We start from the raw sequence: 22,204 nt of genomic DNA, 5'->3' as shown, positions 1-22,204 counted from the left end.
CGGGCCCGTCTGCTGGGGCATTGCGGGCCCAGTGGGTCAGCGGCGAACGGTCAGCGGCGGAGGAAGGCGAACTCATCGATCGACCGGGCGGCGGCCTGTCGTAGCGCGCCGGTATCCGGTCCGTGACGCAGGACCTCCCGCGACGAGCTGGGCAGCACCGCGGCCAGGCCCGCCCCGAAGATGCGGCGCACGTCCTCGGCACTGCCCCCCTGGGCTCCGATGCCGGGCACGAGGTACGGACCGTTGAGCGCGCCGAGGTCGGCCACGGACTCACCGATGGTCGCCCCGACGACCACGCCGAAATCACCGAGTGGCTGGGCGCCGGCATTGCGGGCGGCGAGCGCATCGATCACGGACTGAGCCACGCTCCGGCCATCGGGGCGCCGGGCGTGCTGAACCTCCGGGCCCTCCGGATTGGACGTCAGCCCGAGCACGAAGACGCCACACCCGTGTTCGGCAGCCACGTCGAACGCCGGCTGCAGCGAGCCCAGGCCGAGGTACGGGCTGACCGTGATCGCGTCCACGGCCAGGTCACTGGAGGGGTCGAGATAGGCCTGGGCGTAGGCGGTCATCGTCGAGCCGATGTCCCCGCGCTTGACGTCGAGCAGGACCAGAGCGCCGGCGTCCCGGCAGGCCGCGATCGTGCGTTCGAGGACGGCGATACCGCGTGAGCCGAATCGTTCGAAGAACGCCGACTGGGGCTTGACCACTGCGACCGTGTCGGCCAGCGCCTCCGCGCAGGTCAGGCTGAACCGCTCGAGCGACACGAGGTCGTCGGCCAGCCCCCAGCCGGTAAGTAGGCCCGGGTGCGGATCGATACCCACGCAGAGCGAGCCGCGGGCGTTGAGCGCGGCATCCAGTCGCGTCCCGAAACTGTCCATGGGGGAACTCATCGCTCGCCGGCGATCGCGGCCGCGTCGGCCCGGGCCAGCCCGGCGAAGTAGCCGTCCTGCTCGGCCGCGCTCTTGTGCGCGAACCCGACCGCGTCGGTAAGCGAGGCAAAGCCGCGCAGGGCGAGCTCGTCGCGAAGTTCACCGATGATGCGCATCGGCGCGGTCGGGTCGTGGAAGACCGCGGTGCCCACCGACACCGCGCAGGCGCCGGCCAGGATGAACTCCAACGCGTCCCGCCCGGTCTTGATCCCGCCCATGCCGAGCAACGGCAGGTGCGGGACGGCTTGGTGAACCTGCCATACGCAACGCACCGCGACCGGCCGGATGGCGGGCCCACTCAGGCCACCGGTGATACCGCCGAGCGCCGGACGAAGCGTGTCGAGGTCGATCACCATGCCCAGCAGGGTGTTGATGAGCGAGATGCCGTCGGCGCCGGCGTCGGCCACCGACCGCGCGATCGCCGCGATGTCCGTCACGTCCGGGGTCAGCTTCGCGAAGATTGGCACATTCGGATTGGCTGCTCGCCGAACCGCCGAGATGACCCGCGAGGCCGCGAGCGGATCGCAGGCGAACACCTGACCCCGGCTTTCGACGTTCGGGCAGGAGATGTTCACCTCCAGCAGGTCGATCGGCTGGTTGTACAGCCGCTTGGCGAGGTTCACGAACTCGTCGGTGTTGTGTCCTGCGATCGACACGACCGTCCGGGCGCCGTTGTCCTTCAACCATTTCAGGTCATTGGCGATGAAGGAGTCGATCCCCGGGCCCTGCAGTCCGATCGAGTTGAGCATTCCGCTCGGCGTCTCGGCCATCCGAGGCGTGGCCCGACCGGACCGCGGCCGCATCATGATCGACTTGGTGACGATCCCGCCGAGGTCGGCGACGTCGAAGAACTGACCGAGCTCCTTGCCCGCGGCCGCACACCCCGACGCGGTGAGGACCGGATTGGCCAACTGAACGCTGGCCAGCGAGGTGCGCAGATCCACGGTGGGCTGGGTTGTCCTCACGCTGGTTGTACTCCCGTTCTCCGATGGTTGGCGGCCACGTCGCGCACTAGTTCCCGTCCGCTCCGAACAAGTCGGCGGGCACGCTTCCGACGTCGGCCCACCGAATCCGCCCGGCGTCGAAGACGGGCCCCTCGACGCAGGAGCGAACGAACCGCGACACCCCGTCCGAGCCGCGCACCGGCAACACGCACGTCATGCAGACGCCGATCCCGCAGGCCATCGATTCCTCGACCGCGACCTGCGCCGGAATGGCATGCGCCTTGGCCACCTCCCCGACCGCCCGCAACATGCCCATCGGCCCACAGGCGTAGACGATCTCGGCCCCGAGACGCTCGATCGCCGAGGGCAGCGGGTCGGTCACCCAACCGCGCTGTCCGGCCGAGCCGTCGTCGGTCGTGACGGTGATCTTGCCGAGCAGCCGCTTGGCCGGCAGTTGACCGAACAGCCGGTCTGCGGTCGCCGCACCGATGATCATCTCCACCTCGCTGTCGGCGGCGATCAGCAGTTCGGCCATCGGCAGCAGCGGCGCCGTGCCATAGCCCCCGCCGACCAGCACGGCCGGCGTCCCGTTGCGCGGAACCGGGAAGGGCACGCCGAGCGGGCCGACCAGATCAAGGCTGTCGCCCGGGCGGCGGTCGAACAGCCACCGGGTGCCCTTGCCCTTGGCCGCAATGACGAATTGGATGGTCCCCGCGTAATCGCCACCCGGTTTCACGCCGTAGAGCGCGAAGGATCGCCGGAGCAGCATGGAGGTATCCGCTCCCCCTACGGCCACCGCCACGAACTGCCCGGGACGGTAGGCCTCGGCGATACCCGGCGCGACGACGGTGAACTGGAGGTACTCACCGAACCGGGTCAGATCGAAGATCTCGCCGGTCTCCTGGACGGGCTTGTACTGCGGAGTCGCAAGCTCGGTCATCAAAGCCCTTTCCGCCAAGCCTGCAAGGCCAAGTGGTGGGCCTGCAGGGACATCACGGTGACCTCGTCGCGGGCGAGTTCCTCGATGCCCTGCACGGCCGCCGCGGCCGCTTGCACCGTGGTCAGGCAGGGGATGCCGGCTTGCACGGCGGCGGTGCGGATCTCGTAACCGTCGACCCGCGGCCCGGAATTTCCCGGTGACCCGAAGGGAGTGTTGAGGACCAGGTCCACCTCGCCGGCCAGGATCTTCTCGACGATGTTGCCCGGCCCCTCCGAGAACTTGCCGACCACTTCAGCCGCGACGCCGTTGCGCCGGAGGACTTGCGCCGTGCCGGTAGTGGCCAGAATCCGGAAGCCGAGATCGAACAGCCGTTTGACCGGGAAGATCGCCGCCCGCTTGTCGCGGTTCGCGATCGAGACGAAGACGGTGCCCTTGGACGGCAGCGACCCGTAGGCCGCGGCCTGCGACTTCGCGAACGCGGTTCCGAAGACCCGATCGAAGCCCATCACCTCGCCGGTGGACTTCATCTCCGGGCCGAGGATCGAATCGACCGCGTCGCCGGCGGGTGTCCGGAAGCGGTGGAAGGGCAGGACCGCTTCCTTCACCGCGATCGGTGCGTCGTCGGGCAGCTCACCGCCGTCGCCGGAGGCCGGCAACATGCCCTCCGCACGCAGTTGCGCGACGCTGGCCCCGACCGCCACCCGGGCGGCGGCTTTGGCCAGCGGTACCGCGGTGGCCTTGGAGACGAACGGAACCGTACGGCTGGCCCGCGGGTTGGCCTCCAGCACGTAGAGCACGTCGCCGGACAGCGCGTACTGGACATTGATCAAACCGCGCACGCCGATGCCTTCGGCCAGCTTGCGCGTCGCTTTGCGGACCTCGTCGATGACGGAGCTGCCCAAGGTGATGGGCGGCAGGGCGCAGGCCGAATCCCCTGAATGGATACCGGCTTCCTCGATGTGTTCCATGACGCCGCCCAGGTACAGATCGGTCCCGTCGAACAACGCATCGACGTCGATCTCCACGGCGTCGTCGAGGAATCGATCGACCAGCACGGGCCGATCCGGTCCGATCTCGGTGGCCTTGTCGATGTAGGAGGCCAGGTTCTCCTCGTCGTAGACGATCTCCATGCCCCGTCCGCCCAGTACGTAGGACGGCCGCACCAGGACCGGGTAGCCGATCCCGTCGGCGACGGCCTTGGCCTGAGCGAAGGACACGGCCGTGCCGTGCTTGGGCGCGAGCAGGCCGGTCTCGGCGAGGACCCGACCGAACTCACCGCGGTCCTCGGCCAGGTCGATCGCCTCGGGCTGCGTGCCGAGGACGGGTACACCGACGTCCTTGAGCCGCTGCGCCAGGCCGAGCGGAGTCTGCCCGCCCAAGGTGCAGATCACCCCGGCGACGGTGCCGGACTGCTGCTCGGCATGCACCACCTCCAGCACGTCCTCGAAGGTGAGCGGCTCGAAGTACAGCCGGTCGGCGGTGTCGTAGTCGGTCGAGACCGTTTCCGGGTTGCAGTTGATCATCACGGTTTCGTATCCGGCCTCCCGCAGCGCCATCGCGGCGTGCACACACGAGTAGTCGAACTCGATGCCCTGCCCGATCCGGTTCGGCCCACTGCCCAGGATCAGCACTTTCGCCTTGTCCGGCTGGGGTGCCACCTCGGTCTCGTCGTCGTAGGAGGAGTAGTGGTACGGCGTGGTCGCGGCGAATTCCGCGGCGCAGGTGTCCACGGTCTTGTACACGGGCCGGATGCCTGCACGGTGGCGCAGGGCGCGGACACCGTCCTCGCCGGCCAGTTCCGGGCGCAACGCGGCGATCTGGCGATCCGACAGCCCGTGCCGCTTGGCCTTTCGCAGCAGCTCGGGAATGAGCGCCGGCGCCTGGGCGACCTCCGTTCCGACGTCGAAGATCAGCGCCATCTGGTCGACGAACCACGGGTCGATGCCGGTGGCCTCGGCCACCTGATCCACCGAGGCGCCGGCCCGCATAGCGGCTTCGATCGCGTAGAGGCGTCCGTCGGTGGGAATCGAGGCGATGCCGAGCAACTCCTCCACGGACCGGAAGTCCTCACCCGGTCCGGCCGCGGTCCAGAATCCCGCCGCCTTGGTCTCCATCGAGCGCATGGCCTTGCCGAGCGCCTCGGTGAAGTTGCGCCCGATCGACATCGCCTCGCCGACCGACTTCATGTGCGTGGTCAACACCGGGTCGGCACCGGGAAACTTCTCGAAGGCGAACCGAGGGATCTTGACCACGACGTAGTCCAGCGTCGGTTCGAACGAGGCCGGCGTGGCCTTGGTGATGTCGTTGCGGACCTCGTCCAGCGTGTAACCCACCGCGAGCTTGGCCGCGATCTTGGCGATCGGGAAGCCGGTCGCCTTCGAAGCGAGGGCCGAGGATCGCGACACCCGCGGGTTCATCTCGATCACGATCAGCCGGCCGGTGGCCGGGTCGACCGCGAACTGGATGTTGCAACCACCGGTGTCGACCCCGACCTCGCGCAGCACCGCGATCCCGATGTCCCGCATCTGCTGGTACTCCCGGTCGGTCAGCGTCATCGCGGGTGCGACGGTGATCGAGTCGCCGGTGTGGACGCCCATCGGGTCGACGTTCTCGATCGAGCACACGACGACAACGTTGTCCTTGCGATCGCGCATGAGTTCGAGCTCGAACTCCTTCCAGCCGAACACGCTCTCCTCGACCAGGACCTCGTCCACGGGCGAGGCCGCCAGACCGCGCGCGACCTGGGTACGCACCTCCTCAGCCGAGTTCGCCATACCCGAACCGAGGCCGCCCATCGTGAACGACGGCCGGATGACGACCCGGTTGCCGACCGTCTCGGCGAAGGCCACCGCCTCGTCGAGGGTGTGGCAGACCGCCGAAGCGGGGACATCTCCGCCAACCGTGCGCACGATGTCCTTGAACTTCTGACGGTCCTCGCCGCGCTGGATGGCATCGATGTCGGCGCCGATGAGTTCGACGCCGTAACGCGAAAGCACCCCGGTGTCGTGCAGTGCGACCGCCAGGTTGAGCGCGGTCTGCCCACCCAGCGTAGGCAGGATGCTGTCGATCGGGTGTCCCAGGTCAGCCTCGGTGGCCAGCACCTTCTCCACGAAGGCGGGCGTCAGGGGCTCGATGTAGGTCGCATCGGCGAACTCGGGGTCGGTCATGATGGTGGCCGGATTGGAGTTGATCAGGCTCACCCGAAAGCCTTCGCTGCGCAGTACGCGGCAGGCCTGGGTTCCTGAATAGTCGAACTCGCACGCCTGGCCGATCACGATCGGCCCCGAGCCGATCACCAGAATGTGCGAGATGTCAGTGCGCTTAGGCATCGAGCAGCTCCACGAATCGGTCGAACAGGTAGGCCGCGTCGTGCGGGCCGGCCGCGGCCTCCGGGTGGTATTGAACCGAGAAGGCCTTGGTATCAAGGGCACGTAGACCTTCCACGACGTTGTCGTTGAGGCAGACGTGACTGACTTCGACCGCACCGAACGGGGTCTGGCTGGAACCCTGCAGCGGCGCGTCCACGGCGAAGCCGTGGTTGTGCGCGGTGACCTCGACCTTTCCGGTCTGGCGATCCTGCACCGGCTGGTTGATGCCGCGATGGCCGTAACGCAGCTTGTAGGTGCCGAAACCGAAAGCCCGGCCGAGGAGCTGGTTGCCGAAGCAGATTCCGAACACCGGGACCTCAGCCCGCAGTACTTCCCGCACGAGCTCCACCGCGCCGTCGGCGGTCGCCGGATCCCCCGGCCCGTTGGACAGGAACACCGCGTCCGCACCGCAGGCTCGGATGTCGGACAGGCTCGAGGTCGCGGGAAGCACGTGGGTGGTGATCCCGCGCTCAGCCATCCGCTGCGGCGTCATCGCCTTGATGCCGTAGTCCAACGCGGCCACGGTCAATCGGCTTTCGCCCTGCGCGGAAACGACATACGGCACTGAGGTACTGACCTCGCCGGCCAGGTCCGCGCCGAGCATTCCCGGCGAGGAGCGGACTTTGGCCAGTAACGAATCGGGGTCCAGGTCCACGCTGGAGATCGCCGAGCGCATCGCCCCGCGTTCCCGCAAATGCCGGGTCAGTGCACGGGTGTCGATTCCGGAGATGCCGACGACGCCCTGGCGGGTCAACTCCTCGGCCAGCGAGCGGCTCGCTCGCCAACTCGACACCCTGCGGGCGGGATCGCGGACCACATAACCGGAAACCCAGATCCGGCTCGACTCCGGATCCTCGTCGTTGACGCCGGTGTTGCCGATGTGCGGCGCGGTCTGGACCACGATCTGACGATGGTAGGACGGGTCGGTGAGGGTCTCCTGGTAACCGGTCATCCCGGTGTTGAACACCAGCTCGCCGAACGTTTCGCCGACCGCGCCGTAGCTGTCACCACGAAAGGTCTGACCGTCCTCCAGGACCAGCAGTGCCGTCACTGTGTCGCTCCGCTCTCTGCTCGTACCGTCATCGTGAAAGCCCCACCAGGTCATCGAAATCGTCATGCCCGTCCAGGGCTTCCGCCACCGCCAGCCGCGCATCCAGCACGGTCGGACGACCCCGCAGCAGCGTGGTTCGGACCACGCCGGGAAGAACGCTGCCGGAGTAGGGGGTGTTGGACGACAGCGAGGCCAGCTCGGCCGCGACGACGCGCCACCGCCCGTCCGGGTCGATGACGGTCAGGTTGGCCGGTTCCCCCACGGCGATCGGCCTTCCGTGTCCGGCGACGCGGCCGATCCGCGCCGGACGGACACTCATCCGGTCGCTCAGCTCGGCCCAGCCGAAACCGTCGACCGGCCGCCCGTCGGCGAACATGGCTTGCAGCACGACCCCGAGGGCGGTCTGCAGGCCCAGCATGCCGAACGCGGCATCAGCGAACGCGTGGTCCTTGTCGTGCGCGGCGTGCGGTGCGTGATCGGTCGCGACGGCGTCGATGGTCCCGTCAGCGAGGCCTGCCCGCAGGGCCAGGACGTCTTCGTGGGGTCGCAGCGGCGGGTTGACCTTGAACACGGGGTCGTAGTCGGCAAGCAGGTCCACGGTCAGCAACAGGTGGTGCGGCGTGACCTCGGCCGTCACGTCGATCCCGCGCTGCTTGGCCCACCTGATGACCTCGACGCTGCCGGCGGTGGAGACGTGGCAGACGTGCAGCCGGGAACCGGTGTGCTCGGCCAGCATGACGTCGCGGGCGATGACACTCTCCTCGGCCACCGAGGGCCAGCCGGGCAGACCGAGTTTGCCGGACAGTTCGCCCTCGTGAGCACAGCTCGCGGCATCGGCCAGCCGCGGATCCTGCGCGTGCTGGGCCACAACCGCATCGAAGGGCTTGATGTACTCCAGCGCGCGGCGCATCAGCCGTGCGTCGGATACGCAGTGCCCGTCGTCGCTGAACACGCGGACCCCCGCCGCGGACCGGGCCATGTTGCCGATCTCGGCCAGCTCGATCCCGGCCAGCCCCTTGGACACGGCCCCGACAGGCCGCACGTCCACCAGGCCGGCTCGGCGTCCCCGGCGATGGACCTGCTCGACGATCTCGGCGGTGTCACCGACCGGACTGGTGTTGGCCATGGCGTGCACACACCCGAAGCCGCCGAGCGCGGCGGCCGCCGACCCCGACTCGATCGTCTCGGCGTCCTCCCGGCCGGGCTCACGCAGATGGGTGTGCAGATCGACGAACGACGGCAGCAGGACGCCTTGTTCGCCATCGACGACGAGGGCGTGTTCGGGCGCGTCGAGTGTGGCCCCGAGCTGCGCGATCCGCCCGTCGCTCACGAGTACGTCGACGACGTCGCCACCGAGGGGTCGCACCCCTCGCAACAGGATCGGGCGTGGTTGCTGGTCGGAGGTGGGTCGGCTCATCGGACGGCCTCCTCGAGTACCGGAGCGGGTTGCTGGTCGCCGGCCAGCAGGTGGTAGAGCACGGACATCCGGACTGCGACACCGGCCTTGACCTGGTCCAGCACGATGGAGCGGGCGGAGTCCGCGGCCGCTGAGGAGATCTCCAGCCCGCGGTTCATCGGGCCGGGATGCAGCACCGGGGCATGCTCGGGCAGCAGGGCCAGTCGCCGCGGGCTGAGCCCGTAACCGATCGCGTACTCGCGCTCGGTCGGGAAATAGCCGCCGCTCATACGCTCGCGCTGCACGCGCAGCATCATCACCGCGTCGACGTCGCCGAAGGCGCGGCCGCAGAGCACGTCATCCAGATCCCAGCTGCGGTCACACTTCCAGCTCGCCACTCCCGAAGGCATGAGCGTCGGCGGTGCCACCAGGGTCACCCGGGCACCCAGGGTGGCCAGCAGCAACACGTTCGAGCGGGCGACGCGCGAATGGGTGAGGTCGCCGACGATCACCACGTGACGGCCGCGGAGCTCGCCCAGCCGCTGGCGCAGGGAGAACGCGTCGAGCAATGCCTGTGTGGGGTGCTCATGGGTGCCGTCGCCGGCGTTGATGACCGGGCACTGCACCCACTCGGTGATACGGGCGACGGCCCCGGAACTCGCGTGCCGTACGACGAGCGCGTCCACTCCCATCGCGGCCACGGTAAGAGCGGTGTCGCGCAGGCTCTCACCCTTGCTGACCGAGGACCCCTTGGCGCTGATGTTGATCACATCGGCCGAGAGCCACTTTCCCGCTATTTCAAAGGACGATCGGGTGCGGGTGGAGTCCTCGAAGAACAGGTTCACCACCGTGCGTCCGCGCAGGGTCGGCAGCTTCTTGACCTCGCGGTGCTGGATGGCGAACATCTGCTCGGCCGAATCGAGCAGCGTGGTCGCCGTGGCCAGGTCCAGGTCGGCGGCGGAGAGCAGGTGCCGGATCATCGGCCCACTCCTCGTTCGATGATGACGGCGTCGAGCCCGTCGTGTTCGGCCAACCGCACGTGTACCTGCTCCTCGCTTGCCGTCGGGAGATTTTTGCCCACGTAGTCGGCCCGGATCGGAAGCTCCCGATGACCGCGGTCGACGAGCACGGCCAACTGGACGGCGCGTGGTCGGCCCAGGTCGGTCATGGCGTCGAGGGCCGCCCGCACGGTCCGTCCCGAGAACAGCACGTCGTCGACCAGGATCACCAGTTTTCCGTCGACGCCGCCGACGGGTTCGACGGTCCGGCCCAGTGGCCGTGGCGCGGAGCGGCGCAGGTCGTCGCGGTGCAGGGTGATGTCGAGCTCCCCGAGTCCGACCTCGACGGCACCGAACGAGCGGATCCGCTCGGCCAGGCGTTGGGCGAGGTAGCGGCCCCTGGTGGGAATGCCGAGCAGCACGACCCCGGTACCGCCGGAGGTCTTTTCAAGGATTTGATGCGCGATTCGGTCGAGAATGCGCGAGATGTCGTCGGCCTGCAGGACCGTCTTGGCGGTCGGCTCGACCTGTGGCGCGTGCGCCGAGTTCACCTGCTCGTCCGGTTCGATGGACATGACGGCAGTTGACCCCCTTCCTCGCCTCACGGGACGAGTCGTTAAAGGACGTCTGTCAGCTAGCACCGTAGCAGCCGCGAGAACAGGCCCCGGCGAGGCCTCGACCGCGGCGTGGGCGCGAGATCCGGTCGGTCCCCGGCTGGCCTTCGGGCGGGCTCGGAGACCCATTGCGGCCGAGGCGGAAACCAGGCACCGGAGCCGGTTGCGAATCCTGTGTCATTTTTCGCGAAATCGCGGCACTCGTGGTTAGTCAACTGTTACGCTGTGTTGTCTAAGCAGTGCGCACGAGCGGGGTTGAGCACGATTCCGTGACCCTGCGTGGCTAAACAGCGTGATTAAGGACAGTGGGACAGAACGTGACGGAGCAGAACGCAGGCACGGTCGACGACGTCGACGTGGATCTGGGCACCGCGCCTTCGGACAACGGTTCGGAAGCCCCGGACGATCGCGAGTACGCGCGCGCCCTGGGCAGTCGGCTCCGTGCGGTCCGCTCCCAGCAGCGGCTGTCGCTGCACGGGGTCGAGCGCAAGTCCGGGGGCAAATGGAAGGCCGTCGTCGTCGGCTCCTACGAACGGGGCGACCGTGCCGTATCCGTCGCCCGGCTCGCCGAACTTGCCGAGTTCTACGGCGTTCCCATCTCCGAACTGCTTCCGTCCGAGGAGGGTTCGGGCGGGGGATCGCGGGCCGAGGCCTCCGGCAAGATCGTCCTGGATCTGCAGCGCATGCAGGGTGTACCCGCCGAGGAGGCCGCGCCGCTGATCCGTTACGCACAGTCCATCCAGCGTCAGCGCGGCGATTACGGCAACAAGGTTCTGTCCATCCGTGGCGAGGACCTGCGGGCCCTGGCCCTGATGTTCGACACCTCGCTCGAGTCGCTCACCGAGAAGCTCGTCTCGTGGGGCGTCCTGGCGCCCGGTTCCATCGGCCATCCTGGCGACTGACGCCGCCGGAACACCACGAACGGGCCCGTCTTCCTTGCCGAGGACGGGCCCGTTCGTCGTGTCGGGGAAACCGGGTTCAGCTGGTCGGCAACTGGTCGCGCAGCACTCGTCCGAGCAGGCCGTTGACGAACTTCGGCGAGTCGTCGGTGGACAACGCCTTGGCGAGCTCGACGGCCTCGTCGATCGCGACGGCGTCCGGGATGTCCTCGGACCACAGCAGCTCGTAGAGCCCGACCCGCAGGATCGCGCGGTCCACCCCGGGCATGCGGTCCAGCGTCCAGCCCTCGGAGTACTGACTGAGCAAATCGTCGATCTCGGGCCGCCGCGCGGAGACCCCTTCGACGAGCTCGATCGTGTAGTCGTTGATCGGAGGGTCGGCCAGCGCAACGCGCTCGGCCACGGTCGAGATCGGGTCGGAGCCGCGCAGGTCCGCCTCATACAGGAGGTCGACTGCGCGTTTGCGGGCCTTGCTGCGTGCTGCCACGGATTCGTCCGGCTCCGAGATCAGGCGTTGATGCGGCCGAGGTAGCGGCCATCACGGGTGTCGACCTTGATCTTCTCGCCGGTGGTCACGAACAGCGGCACCTGTACCTCGGCGCCGGTCTCGACGGTCGCGGGCTTCGTGCCGCCGGTCGCGCGGTCACCCTGCACACCCGGCTCGGTGTAGGTGATGACCAGCTCGACCGAGGTCGGGAGCTCGATGTACAGCGGTGCGCCCTCGTGGACGGCGATGGCAACCTCGGCGTTGTCCAGCAGGTAGTCGGAGGCCTCACCGACGACGGCGTTGGGAACGTGCACCTGGTCGTAGGTGTCGCCGTCCATGAACACGAAGTCCTCGCCCTCCTTGTAGAGGTAGGTCATCGTGCGCTTGTCGACGGTGGCCGTCTCGACCTTGGTGCCGGCGTTGAACGTCTTGTCGACAACCTTTCCCGACAGCACGTTCTTGAGCGTGGTCCGCACGAACGCACCACCCTTGCCGGGCTTGACGTGCTGGAACTCGACCACGGTCCAGAGCTGACCGTCGAGGTTGAGGACCAGGCCGTTCTTCAGGTCGTTCGTGGTGGCCATGAGTGCGTGCGTCTCCTACCGATGAGGTTCTGTGCGAAGGGTCGGTCACCCCGGCGAGCGAGGTGGCACCAACCAGCCAGTTTACCGGGTGAGGAGGGCCTGGCCGACCAGCAGTCTCAGCTGCCGGCGGGGGTGAATCCCAGCACTGGGCGCGCCCGGCCGCCGATCTCCTCCAGCAGCGCCACCGCGATCCCGTCCGCGGTGAGTCCGCCGTAGGTCCCGGCGATACCGGCCGGATCGATGTAGCGGCCGAAGGACAATTCGACGGCCTCCTCGGGCGCGAGCGTGCGGACCGGCATCTCGATTCCGATCGCCTCTGACAGCGGCAGCATGATCGGGTCGTCCCGCTCGGCCAGTTCCTCCAGGGTCACGGCTCGGTCCAGCCCGAAGTGCCCGACCCGCGTCCGGCGCAAGGCCGTGAGGTGGCCACCCACGCCGAGCGCGTCTCCCAGATCCCGGGCCAGCGCGCGTACATACGTTCCCGACGAACACTCGACCTCGACGTCCAGGTCGAGATAGCCGCCGACCCGTACCGGCTCGGACCGCAGCTCGAAGCGCGCGACCTCGATCGCGCGCGCCGCCAAGTCGACGGTCTCACCGGCCCGCACGCGGGCGTAGGCACGTTGGCCGTCCACCTTGATCGCCGAGACCGAGGCGGGTCGCTGGTCGACGGCCCCGGTCAGCTCGGCCATGGCAGGGCGGATGCTCTCCAGAGCGACGGCGGCGGTATCGGTGTCCTCGAGGGTCTCCCCGTCGGCATCGTCGGTGGTGGTACGAGCTCCGAGCCGGATGGTCGCCTGGTAGGTCTTGTCATTGAGCAGGAGGTAGTTCAGCAACTTCGTGGAACGCTCCACCCCGACGATGAGCACGCCGGTGGCCATCGGGTCGAGCGTGCCCGCGTGACCCACCTTGCGGGTGCGGGCGATCTTGCGGATGCGGGCCACGACGTCATGCGAGGTGATGCCGGCAGGCTTGTCGACGATGATCAGCCCACCCGGTCCGCTGGGCGGTTTCTTGGCCATCAGATGCTCTCCCCCACGATCAGCCAGCGCCCGCTGCGGGTGCGCCACGCCATGCCGACGAACCGGATACCGATGAACGTGGCCAGCCCCGCCCAGACTCCCACGATGCCCCAGCCGAACCAGAGTGCCGCCAGCGCGAGGGGGATGTAGCCGAAGACCGCCGACACGAGCGTGATCGTCCGCAGGAACCCGTTGTCTGCCGCGCCCAGCAGGACACCGTCGAGGGCGAAGAGCACGCCGCCGATCGGCATCATGGCGATCAACAGCGGCCAGTACAGGTGCGCCTGGTACTGCACAGCCCGGTCAGAGGTGAACAGGGCAGGCACCGCGTACCAGCCGGCCGCCATGAGCACACCGAAGACGATGCCGGCCCACAGGCCGTAGCGGCTGACCCGAGCTGCTGTGGCGAGGGCACTCCGCTTCGCCGCCGCGGCATCCCGCCCGCCGAGTGCGGCGCCGACGAGCGACTGCGCGGCGATCGCGAAAGAGTCCAGCAGCAGCGCGACGAACTCCCACAGCTGCAGGCCGATCTGGTGCGCGGCCAGCTGAGCGGCACCCATCCGGCCGGCGACCCCTGCCGCGGTCAGGTACGCGGCCTGGAAGGCGGCGGCGCGCAGCACGAGGTCCCGGCTGACGACGAGTTGCTTACGCATGACGGCCCAGTGCGCAGCGAGCGGCGCGTGCTCGCGGCGCAGAGCGCGTACACATAGAGCCGCGCCCACCCACTGGGCCACGACGTTGGCCACCGCGGAACCGGCCAGGCCAAGGCCGGCCGGGTACACCAGCAGGGGCGAGGCGATCGCCGACAGCACGTTGGCCACGACCACGATGCGCACCGGCGTCCGGGTGTCCTGGACCCCGCGCAGCCACCCGTTGCCGGCGAGGACGAGCAGGACCCCGGGCAGTCCGAGTACCGCAATCCGTAACCAGATCTCGGCCTCGTGACTGACGGCCGGATCCGAGCCCGCGATCAGCCGGACGAGGGGGCCCGCCAGCACCTCGCCCACGGCTATGACGCCGAGGCCGATACCCAGCGCGAGCCAGGAGGCCTGCACGCCCTCGTTGATCGCGGCGTCCCGCCGCCCGGCGCCGTAGTAGCGCGCGGCGCGGCCGGTCGTGCCGTACTCCAGGGACGTCCCGATGATGGCCAACAGGGTCATGATCGTGCCGCTGGCTCCGAGAGCGGCCAGCTGAACCCGGCCGAGGTGGCCGACCACCGCCGTGTCGATGAGAACGAACAGCGGCTCAGCGGCGAGCACGACGAAAGCGGAGGCCGCGAGCGTGACGATGCGCCGCGCGCTGACCGCGTCGTCGGTCTGTCCGATGGCGCTCATCCAGCCTTGACCGTCCGTCTCAGAGCGAGGCTCAGAGCTCGCCCGTGTCGGCGACCAGGGCGTCGACGGCCGCGGCATCGACCGCAGCGGCGTGTGCCGCCGGGACATCAACTGAGGCACCAGCATCGGCACCAGCATCGGCACCAGGATCGGCACCAGGATCAGCATCGGCATCGCGGGGCTTGCGGTACGGATCGGGATCTCCGGCCGGACGTGCACCCGCTCGAACTCGCTCAACCTCAGCGTCGGCCTGCCGCGCTACGGCGAGCAGGTCATCGATGTGCTTGGCCGACTCGGGCAGCACATCGAGGAAGAAGGTCAGGGTCGGGGTGAACTTCACGCCGGTCTGGCGCCCCACCTCGGTTCGCATCTGGCCCCGGGCGGCCTCGATCGCGGCGGCCGAATCGGCTCGCTCGGCCTCACCGCCGTAGACGGTGTAGAAGATGCTGGCGTCGTGCAGGTCGCCGGTCATCCGGACATCGGTGATGGTGACCATGCCGAGGCGGGGATCCTTGACCTGGGTCTCCAGGTAAGAAGCGACGATCTGCCGGATTCGACCGGCCAGGCGCCGGGCGCGTGGCGAATCAGCCATGACGGTTTCTCCTTGTGTTTCATGGCAAATCGTGCCCTCGCCGACCCGGTTGGGGTCGACGAGGGCACGGTAGCCGTAAGGCTGGACCTACCCGCGCGGCTTCTCGCGCATCTCGAAGGTCTCGATGATGTCGCCGGTCTTGATGTCGTTGAACGACCCGAGACCGATACCGCACTCGAAGCCCTCTCGGACCTCGGTGGCGTCGTCCTTGAACCGCCGCAGCGAATCGACGGCCAGGTTCTCGTTGACGACGATGCCGTCGCGGACCAGGCGCGCCTTCGTGTTACGGCGAATGGTGCCCGAGCGCACGATCGAACCGGCGACGTTGCCCACCTTCGGCACCCGGAAGACCTCGCGGACCTCCGCAGTACCGAGCTGCGCCTCTTCGAACTCCGGCTTGAGCATGCCCTTGAGGGCAGCTTCGATCTCGTCGATCGCCTGGTAGATGACCGTGTAGTACCGGACGTCCACCCCTTCGCGATCGGCGATCTCGCCCGCCTTACCGGCCGGCCGGACGTTGAAGCCGATGATCACGGCGTCCGAGGCAATGGCCAGGTTGACGTCGTTCTCGTTGATCGCGCCGACGCCACGACCGATGACCCGCAGGTTCACCTCGTCGTTGCCGTCGTCGAGCTCGATCTTGAGCAGCGAGTCCTCCAACGCCTCGACCGAACCGGACACGTCGCCCTTGATGATGAGGTTCAGCTGCTGAACCTCACCCGCGGCGAGCGCCTTGTCCAGGTCGTCGAGAGAGATCCGGCGACGGTTGGACGCCAGCTGGGCGTTGCGCTCACGGGTCGAGCGGCGGTCGGCGATCTGCCGGGCGATCCGGTCCTCCTCCACGACGATGAACGAGTCACCGGCGCCGGGAACGGACGTCAGGCCGAGCACCATGACCGGGGTACCCGGACCGGCCTCGTCGACAGTGTTGCCATCGTCGTCGAGCATGGCCCGCACACGTCCGAAGGCGTCGCCGGCCACGATGGAATCCCCGACGTTCAGGGTTCCGCGCTGCACCAGAACGGTGGCCACCGGACCGCGACCGCGGTCCAGGTGGGCCTCGATGGCGATGCCCTGCGCGTCCTGATGCGGGTTGGCCCGCAGGTCCAGGGCGGCATCGGCAGTCAGCAGGATGCCTTCCAGCAGCTCGTCGATGTGCAGGTTGTTGCGCGCCGACACATCGATGAACAGGGTGTCGCCGCCGTACTCCTCGGCGACGAGACCGTATTCGGTCAACTGCTGGCGGACCTTGGCCGGGTTCGCACCTTCCTTGTCGATCTTGTTGACCGCAACCACGATCGGCACGTCGGCCGCCTGGGCGTGGTTGAGCGCTTCGATCGTCTGCGGCATGACGCCGTCGTCGGCCGCCACCACCAGCACGGCGATGTCGGTGACCTTGGCGCCACGAGCACGCATAGCGGTGAACGCCTCGTGACCCGGGGTGTCGATGAACGTGATCGGTCGGTCTTCGCCTTCGTGCTCCACGTGGACCTGATAGGCACCGATGTGCTGGGTGATGCCACCCGCTTCGCCACCGAGCACGTTGGTCTTGCGGATCGCGTCCAGCAGCCGAGTCTTACCGTGGTCTACGTGACCCATCACGGTCACGACCGGCGGTCGCGCGGCGAGTTCCTCTTCTTCACCCTGGTCGTCACCGAAGCTCAGGTCGAAGGATTCGAGAAGTTCGCGATCCTCGTCCTCGGGGCTGACGACCTGGACGTTGTAGTTCAACTCGGCACCCAGCAGCTGCAGGGTTTCCTCGTTCACCGACTGTGTCGCGGTCACCATCTCGCCGAGGTGGAACATCACCTGGACCAGCGAGGCGGCCTCGGCGTTGATCTTGTCCGCGAAGTCCGACAGCGAAGCACCGCGGGGCAGCCGCAGAACGTCGCCGTTACCGCGCGGGACCTGCACGCCGCCGATCGACGGGGCAGACATGTTGTCGAATTCCTGACGTCGCTGCTTCTTGCTCTTGCGACCGCGGGCGGGACGACCACCCTGACGACCGAAGGCACCAGCAGTACCGGCGCCACGACCACGGCCACCAGGGCCGCCGCCGCCGGGACGCGGGCCGAAGCCACCGCCGCCACCACCGGGGGCACCGCCGCCACCGGGCGCGCCGCGGTAGCCACCGCCACCGCCACCGCCGGGACCATTGCTGCGGTAGTTACCGCCACCGGCACCACCCGGCGCCGGTCGACCCGCGCCGGCACCCGGACGGGCGCCACCGGGACCACCAGGACCACCGGGACCGCCAGGACGGCCGGACCCGGGCGCCGGACGGCCGCCGCCACCGGGGCGGGGCGGCATCATGCCGGGGTTGGGACGCGGCGGCATCATGCCCGGATTGGGCCGGGGACCACCGGGGCCGGCAGGACCGGCAGGACGCGCTGTGCCCGAGCGCGGGGGAAGTTGAGCCGGAGCTCCCGGTCCGCCGGCGCGCGGGGCGGGCCGCTGGGCGGCCTGGCCGCCGCCGACTCCGAAGGGGTTGTTGGCGACCCGAGGGGCACCGCCGGGACGCGGAGCCCCGGGACGGGGTGCACCAGGTGTCACCGGGCGAGCACCTGCAGCCGATCGATCATCGACCGGAGTGACCGGCACCGACTCGGCGGCGGACACGGGCGCAGCCGGGGCGGCAGGCGCAGCAGGCGCAACAGGCGCGGCGGCAGCAGCGGCCGCGGCTACGGGTGCGGGGGCGGCCACTGCAGCGGCTGTTTCAACGGCCGGAACCGGCGCGGGCGCAGGTGCGGCGCCGACGGGTTCGGCGACGGGTTTGGCCGCCGCCTTCTTGGCAGCGGGCGCTGGGGGCACGGCGTCGGGGAAGGCTTCACGAAGCCGACGCGCGACTGGCGCTTCAACGGTCGAGGACGCTGACTTCACGTACTCGCCCATCTCGCCCAACTTGGCGAGAACGTCTTTACTGGTCAGCCCGAGCTCTTTGGCGAGCGCTGACACGCGGGTCTTGCCTGGCACTGGACTCCTTGTCGCAGGGCCGGCGGCAACCCGCACGGCCCCGATTTAGATGGGAAACGCAATCATTGCTGGCGCTTCATCGGGTGCTCATCGGTTTCGTCTCACTTTCGCGGGTCTCCCCAACGACCCGTCCGGCGGGAGCCGAACGAGGTACTGCACGAGCCGCCAGCGCGGCGACGTAATCGCGGACCGGTGTCGGGTCCGGGGAGGTCCCACCACGGAACGCTCTGCCGAAGGCCCGGCGCCGCTCCGCTGCGGCCACGCAATCGGGTTCGGGGTGTATCCACGCCCCTCGTCCGGGTGCGCGACGGCGAGGGTCCGGCTGAACCGTGCCCGGTATTGCAGGGTCACGGCCCGAATCGGACGCCAGTACGACGCGAAGCAACTCGGTGGCCGGTGCGCGGAGCCGGCAGCCGATGCAGGTGCGAACCGCGACGCCGCTCGCACTAGGCGCACGTCGCTGCGGGTCTTCCAGCGTTGGGACTGCCGTCGTCGAGCGAACGGCCATTGAGAAGTCTACTCCTCTGTGACGTCCGGGTTTCGCACCCCGGATTCCGGCGCCGCCGATTCGGCGTCGGAGTGGATGTCGATTCGCCACCCGGTGAGCCGAGCCGCAAGCCGGGCATTCTGACCCTCGCGGCCGATGGCCAGCGACAGTTGATAGTCCGGCACGACGACGCGCGCGGCCTTGGCCACCGGATCGACAACGGTGATCTCCTGCGCCCGGGCCGGCGAGAGGGCGTTGCCGACGAAAGTAGCCGGATCCTCGTCGTAGTCGATGATGTCGATCTTCTCACCGTGGAGCTCCGCCACGACGTTTCGCACCCGCTGACCCATCGGGCCGATGCACGCGCCCTTGGCGTTGAGCCCGTCCACCCGGCTGTACACCGCGATCTTGGTCCGGTGTCCGGACTCTCGGGCCACGGCCATCACCTCGACGCTCCCGTCGGCGATCTCGGGTACTTCGAGCGCGAAGAGCTTCTTCACCAGGCTCGGGTGAGTCCGGCTCAGGGTGATCTGCAGACCGCGCATGCCCCGGGTCACGGCGACGACGTAGGCCTTGATCCGGGTCCCGTGGCTGTACACCTCGCCCGGTACCTGCTCGGACTGAGGCAGGATCGCCTCGATCTTGCTGCTGAGTTCGACGATGACCAGACCGCGCTGCGCCGCTTGGGCATCAGCCTGGATGACGCCGGTCACGATGTCGCCCTCGTGACCGGAGTACTCGCCGTAGGTGCTGTCGTGCTCGGCATCGCGCAGGCGCTGCATGATGACCTGCTTGGCCGTCATGGCAGCGATCCGGCCGAAGTCGGTCGGGGTGTCGTCGAACTCCTCGACCAGCGTGCCGTCGCGGTCGTACTCGGCGGCCCACACGGTGACGTCGCCGGACTTGCGGTCGATCTCCACTCGCGCGTGCGGCATCGGGTGGTTCGTGTGGCGGTAGGCCGTGAGCAGAGCCGTCTCAAGCGCGTCCAGCACCGTGTCGAAGGAGATCTCCTTCTCCCGTTCGATGCTGCGCAGCGCGGCGATGTCCACCGAGACCATGGGTCAGCCCTCCTCTTCCTCGTCGGCGTCCTCGGCTACTGCCTCGTCCGTGTCGAACTCGTCATCGCCGACCTCATCGCCGACCTCACCGCCGCTCGCGTCGCCGGCCTCCCCTGCGATACCTGATCCGGACCGCGCGAACTCGACCTGCACCTTGCCGCGCCCCAAGCGGGCGTACTCGACCGTTGTCTCGTGGCCGTCGGCGTCGAGGACGACAGCGGCGTCGTCGGCCGCGATCACCCGGGCCGTGACGGGCCGGTCGGCGACAGTGACCAACACGAGCCGGCCGACGGCGCGGCGCCAGTGCCGCGGCTCGGTGAGCGGTCGATCCACGCCCGGGGACGTCACTTCCAGCACGTACGGGCCGGAGAAACCCGGGTCGCGGGACTCATCGTCGAGGACCTCGGAGACCGCCCGCGACACGTCGGCCACGGCGTCGAGGTCGATGCCCCCGTCGGCGTCCACCACGACTCGGATGAGGCTTCGCCGGCCCGCAGCGGTTACCGAGACGTCCTCGAGGTCATAGCCGTGGGCGGAGACCACCGGGTCCAGCAACTCGAGCAGGGCGGCGCGTTGCGGCGTTCGCGCAGTCATCGTGGGGCGCTCCCGTCGGTGTCCAGTTGTCGTCGTTTCGGCAGTCTTCCGAACAGAGCCTACCGGCATCTGAAAGACTGCTGGCGTCATGGTTGAAATCTCGCGCCGCACCCTTTTGGGGCGAACTGTTCTCGGGGTCGGCGTGCTGGCCGGTGCGGGTCTCGGCCTGACCAAGTCGGTCCACCACCGGGTCGCCGTTGCGCCGCCGCTTCCCCCGCTTGCCTTGCGAAACGCCCGTGCGGTTCACGATCGGCTGTTGGCGGGATACGACCGGGCCCTGGCGGCCGGCGGCTCAAGCATCTCAGCGACCGCTCTGAAGGCGCTCAAGGCCGACGTCACCGCTCAGCGGGATGCGCTGTCGGCGGTGCTGGATCAGTACCCCGGCTGGCGCTATGCCCAGCGTGGTGATGCCTCGGCCGGGTCCGCACGACCATCGCCCGGCCCGTCTTCCGGTGCGGCCCCTGCCGGCGGTGCCGGGTCCGGGCCGCCGGTGGCCGGCACCGCCACGGCGCTGGCGGCAGCCTCGCGGCAGGCCGCGGCCGCGTTGCGCACGAGCACGCTTGATTGGCCGGCGGGCGCCGATCACAGCGAGCAGACCCTCGCCCTGTTCGGGAGCATCGCTGCCGCGCTCACGGTGCATGCGCAGGTGCTTCGATGAGCAGTCCTTCACGCAGCGGCACCAGTACCGCGGCCGCCGCGACCGAGGCTGAAACCTCGGCGCTGCAGACGATGCTCGCCGCCGACCACGCCGCGATATTCGGCTACGCCGTCATCGGCGTACATCTCCTCGAGGCTGCTCAGATCGACCAGGCACGCTCTTTGCAGGACGCACACCGGGTCAGCCGAGACGCTCTTGCGGCGCTCCTGGTCACCCGCAAGGTGGTTCCGGTCGCGTCGGCGTCGGCCTACTCGCCCTCGGTAAAGGTCACCGACGCGGCGTCGGCCGCGCGCTGGGCCCTGCAGCTGGAGACCGGCTGCGCCGATGCCGCGCGCGGCCTGCTGTCGGCCACCGCCACGGCAGCGCCCGGGCCGGGAACGAACGCCACCCGCACCCGCGCGCTGGACGCGCTCGAGGTGGCGGCCGAGCGCAGCTACCACTGGCGGCGCCTGGTGACTCCGGACCATCCGACGGATGCGTTTCCCGGCTTGTAAACCCCTGAGGTCGCGCCTGCACGAGCCTGCGGCTACAACCACCCGTCGATGACGGACGGCAGCTCATACAGCCCGGTGATCACGGCGTCCGGAGTGCCCTCGACACCCGTGGTCTGCCACACCGGAATCTCGCTGTGCGGAATGTGGACCGCCTTCATGCCGGCTTGCTGGGCGCCGTAGATGTCGTCGAAGAGCCGGTCACCGACGAAGACCGACCGCGCTGGATCGCTGACGCCGACGGCCGCCATCGCCGCTCTGAAAGCCTCCGGATGGGGCTTTGTCCACGCGATCTCGGAGCTGTAGACAGCGCCGTCGATCAGCCCGGACACCCCGTCGCGACCGAAGATGCGCTCGTGTTCGGCCCGGGGCCAGATCGTGTTGGAGAGAATGCCGATCCTCAGACCGCGCTGGCGCAGCGCCCGCAACATCTCGGGCGCGGCCGGATCGGTGACGGAATGCGCGTCCCACCAGCTGAAATAGCGTCGGCGCTGGTCGTGCGTCAGCTCGACGCCGGCCACCGAGAGCACGTCATCGATGTGCGCACTGCGGTGGTGGTCACGGCTGGACACCCAGGCCGCGTCTTCGGCCGCCCGCAGCCGCGCGGCCAGCGCCTCGTCTCCGGTGACCGCCAGCCAACACTGCATCGGGTCCACGGTGTGCCACGGCGTGAGGGTGCCGCCCCAATCGAAGATGACCGCATCGAGCTTCACGGCCGTATACCTACCAGTCCGCTCTGACACGACCCACCCCGGCGTCTGGCGCGGACGTCTGCCGCCGTC

At 68.9% G+C, this 22,204-nt stretch carries 21 protein-coding genes; 3 read left to right on the top strand and 18 right to left on the bottom strand.

Annotated features, from left to right (window positions below; genetic code table 11):
* Positions 1-50 precede the first annotated feature (50 nt).
* From pyrF to pyrR, 8 genes are read right to left on the bottom strand one after another with little or no spacing between them, the layout of a single operon-like run.
* Positions 51-881 carry an orotidine-5'-phosphate decarboxylase gene (pyrF, locus tag M6D93_RS08655; RefSeq protein WP_347343588.1) on the bottom strand — a complete coding sequence of 277 codons (831 nt, stop codon included), beginning with the start codon at positions 879-881 and terminating at the stop codon, positions 51-53.
* 8 nt (positions 882-889) lie between these two features.
* Positions 890-1,897 carry a dihydroorotate dehydrogenase gene (locus M6D93_RS08650; protein WP_249773952.1) on the bottom strand — a complete coding sequence of 336 codons (1,008 nt, stop codon included), beginning with the start codon at positions 1,895-1,897 and terminating at the stop codon, positions 890-892.
* Between the two features lie 46 nt (positions 1,898-1,943).
* Positions 1,944-2,816, bottom strand: coding sequence for a dihydroorotate dehydrogenase electron transfer subunit (locus M6D93_RS08645; protein WP_249773951.1), 873 nt, complete (start codon positions 2,814-2,816; stop codon positions 1,944-1,946).
* Positions 2,816-6,145, bottom strand: coding sequence for a carbamoyl-phosphate synthase large subunit (carB, locus tag M6D93_RS08640; RefSeq protein ID WP_249773950.1), 3,330 nt, complete (start codon positions 6,143-6,145; stop codon positions 2,816-2,818). The genes M6D93_RS08645 and carB overlap by 1 nt, the downstream gene beginning before the upstream one ends.
* On the bottom strand, positions 6,138-7,289 hold the full coding sequence (carA, locus tag M6D93_RS08635; protein ID WP_347343587.1) for a glutamine-hydrolyzing carbamoyl-phosphate synthase small subunit: 1,152 nt from the start codon (positions 7,287-7,289) through the stop codon (positions 6,138-6,140). The genes carB and carA overlap by 8 nt, the downstream gene beginning before the upstream one ends.
* Positions 7,264-8,652 carry a dihydroorotase gene (locus M6D93_RS08630; RefSeq protein ID WP_249773948.1) on the bottom strand — a complete coding sequence of 463 codons (1,389 nt, stop codon included), beginning with the start codon at positions 8,650-8,652 and terminating at the stop codon, positions 7,264-7,266. Before M6D93_RS08630 ends, carA begins: the two co-directional genes overlap by 26 nt.
* A complete protein-coding gene (locus M6D93_RS08625; RefSeq protein WP_249773947.1) occupies positions 8,649-9,611 on the bottom strand; it encodes an aspartate carbamoyltransferase catalytic subunit in 963 nt (320 codons plus the stop codon). Before M6D93_RS08625 ends, M6D93_RS08630 begins: the two co-directional genes overlap by 4 nt.
* Positions 9,608-10,204 carry a bifunctional pyr operon transcriptional regulator/uracil phosphoribosyltransferase PyrR gene (pyrR, locus tag M6D93_RS08620; protein ID WP_249773946.1) on the bottom strand — a complete coding sequence of 199 codons (597 nt, stop codon included), beginning with the start codon at positions 10,202-10,204 and terminating at the stop codon, positions 9,608-9,610. The genes M6D93_RS08625 and pyrR overlap by 4 nt, the downstream gene beginning before the upstream one ends.
* Before the next feature lie 401 nt (positions 10,205-10,605).
* Between pyrR and M6D93_RS08615 the strand changes: the two genes are divergently transcribed.
* Complete coding sequence (locus M6D93_RS08615; RefSeq protein WP_249774192.1) at positions 10,606-11,145, top strand: transcriptional regulator; 540 nt, start codon at positions 10,606-10,608, stop codon at positions 11,143-11,145.
* A 76-nt stretch (positions 11,146-11,221) separates the two neighbouring features.
* On the opposite strand, the gene nusB is transcribed toward M6D93_RS08615, so the two are convergent.
* From nusB to rimP, 9 genes are all read right to left on the bottom strand, one after another.
* Positions 11,222-11,629, bottom strand: coding sequence for a transcription antitermination factor NusB (gene nusB / locus M6D93_RS08610; RefSeq protein WP_249773945.1), 408 nt, complete (start codon positions 11,627-11,629; stop codon positions 11,222-11,224).
* A gap of 20 nt (positions 11,630-11,649) precedes the next feature.
* Complete coding sequence (gene efp / locus M6D93_RS08605; protein ID WP_249773944.1) at positions 11,650-12,213, bottom strand: elongation factor P; 564 nt, start codon at positions 12,211-12,213, stop codon at positions 11,650-11,652.
* A 116-nt stretch (positions 12,214-12,329) separates the two neighbouring features.
* Positions 12,330-13,235 (bottom strand): tRNA pseudouridine(55) synthase TruB, encoded by a 906-nt coding sequence (gene truB / locus M6D93_RS08600; RefSeq protein ID WP_249773943.1) that lies wholly within the window; start codon positions 13,233-13,235, stop codon positions 12,330-12,332.
* Positions 13,235-14,569 (bottom strand): MATE family efflux transporter, encoded by a 1,335-nt coding sequence (locus M6D93_RS08595; protein WP_249773942.1) that lies wholly within the window; start codon positions 14,567-14,569, stop codon positions 13,235-13,237. Before M6D93_RS08595 ends, truB begins: the two co-directional genes overlap by 1 nt.
* A 31-nt stretch (positions 14,570-14,600) precedes the next feature.
* The gene (gene rbfA / locus M6D93_RS08590) at positions 14,601-15,161 is read right to left on the bottom strand and encodes a 30S ribosome-binding factor RbfA (protein ID WP_249773941.1); all 561 of its coding nucleotides are present in this window, start codon (positions 15,159-15,161) and stop codon (positions 14,601-14,603) included.
* A gap of 87 nt (positions 15,162-15,248) precedes the next feature.
* Positions 15,249-18,134, bottom strand: coding sequence for a translation initiation factor IF-2 (gene infB / locus M6D93_RS08585; RefSeq protein WP_347343533.1), 2,886 nt, complete (start codon positions 18,132-18,134; stop codon positions 15,249-15,251).
* A gap of 76 nt (positions 18,135-18,210) precedes the next feature.
* Positions 18,211-18,642, bottom strand: coding sequence for a YlxR family protein (locus tag M6D93_RS08575; RefSeq protein WP_249773940.1), 432 nt, complete (start codon positions 18,640-18,642; stop codon positions 18,211-18,213).
* A gap of 8 nt (positions 18,643-18,650) precedes the next feature.
* Positions 18,651-19,679: a transcription termination factor NusA gene (nusA, locus tag M6D93_RS08570; RefSeq protein WP_249773939.1), complete on the bottom strand. Its 1,029-nt coding sequence runs from the start codon at positions 19,677-19,679 to the stop codon at positions 18,651-18,653.
* 3 nt (positions 19,680-19,682) lie between these two features.
* A complete protein-coding gene (rimP, locus tag M6D93_RS08565) occupies positions 19,683-20,363 on the bottom strand; it encodes a ribosome maturation factor RimP (protein WP_430667211.1) in 681 nt (226 codons plus the stop codon).
* Between rimP and M6D93_RS08560 the strand changes: the two genes are divergently transcribed.
* Complete coding sequence (locus tag M6D93_RS08560) at positions 20,362-20,931, top strand: hypothetical protein (protein ID WP_249773937.1); 570 nt, start codon at positions 20,362-20,364, stop codon at positions 20,929-20,931. The two genes, rimP and M6D93_RS08560, sit on opposite strands and share 2 nt — an antisense overlap.
* Positions 20,928-21,425: a ferritin-like domain-containing protein gene (locus tag M6D93_RS08555; RefSeq protein WP_249773936.1), complete on the top strand. Its 498-nt coding sequence runs from the start codon at positions 20,928-20,930 to the stop codon at positions 21,423-21,425. The genes M6D93_RS08560 and M6D93_RS08555 overlap by 4 nt, the downstream gene beginning before the upstream one ends.
* A gap of 32 nt (positions 21,426-21,457) precedes the next feature.
* On the opposite strand, the gene M6D93_RS08550 is transcribed toward M6D93_RS08555, so the two are convergent.
* Positions 21,458-22,135, bottom strand: coding sequence for an HAD family hydrolase (locus M6D93_RS08550; RefSeq protein WP_249773935.1), 678 nt, complete (start codon positions 22,133-22,135; stop codon positions 21,458-21,460).
* Positions 22,136-22,204 lie beyond the last annotated feature (69 nt).

The organism is Jatrophihabitans telluris, assembly GCF_023516435.1.
GTDB lineage: Bacteria > Actinomycetota > Actinomycetes > Mycobacteriales > Jatrophihabitantaceae > Jatrophihabitans_A > Jatrophihabitans_A telluris.
The sequence above is the reverse complement of the archived record's forward strand: the minus strand, read 5'-3'. Positions and strand labels throughout refer to the sequence as shown.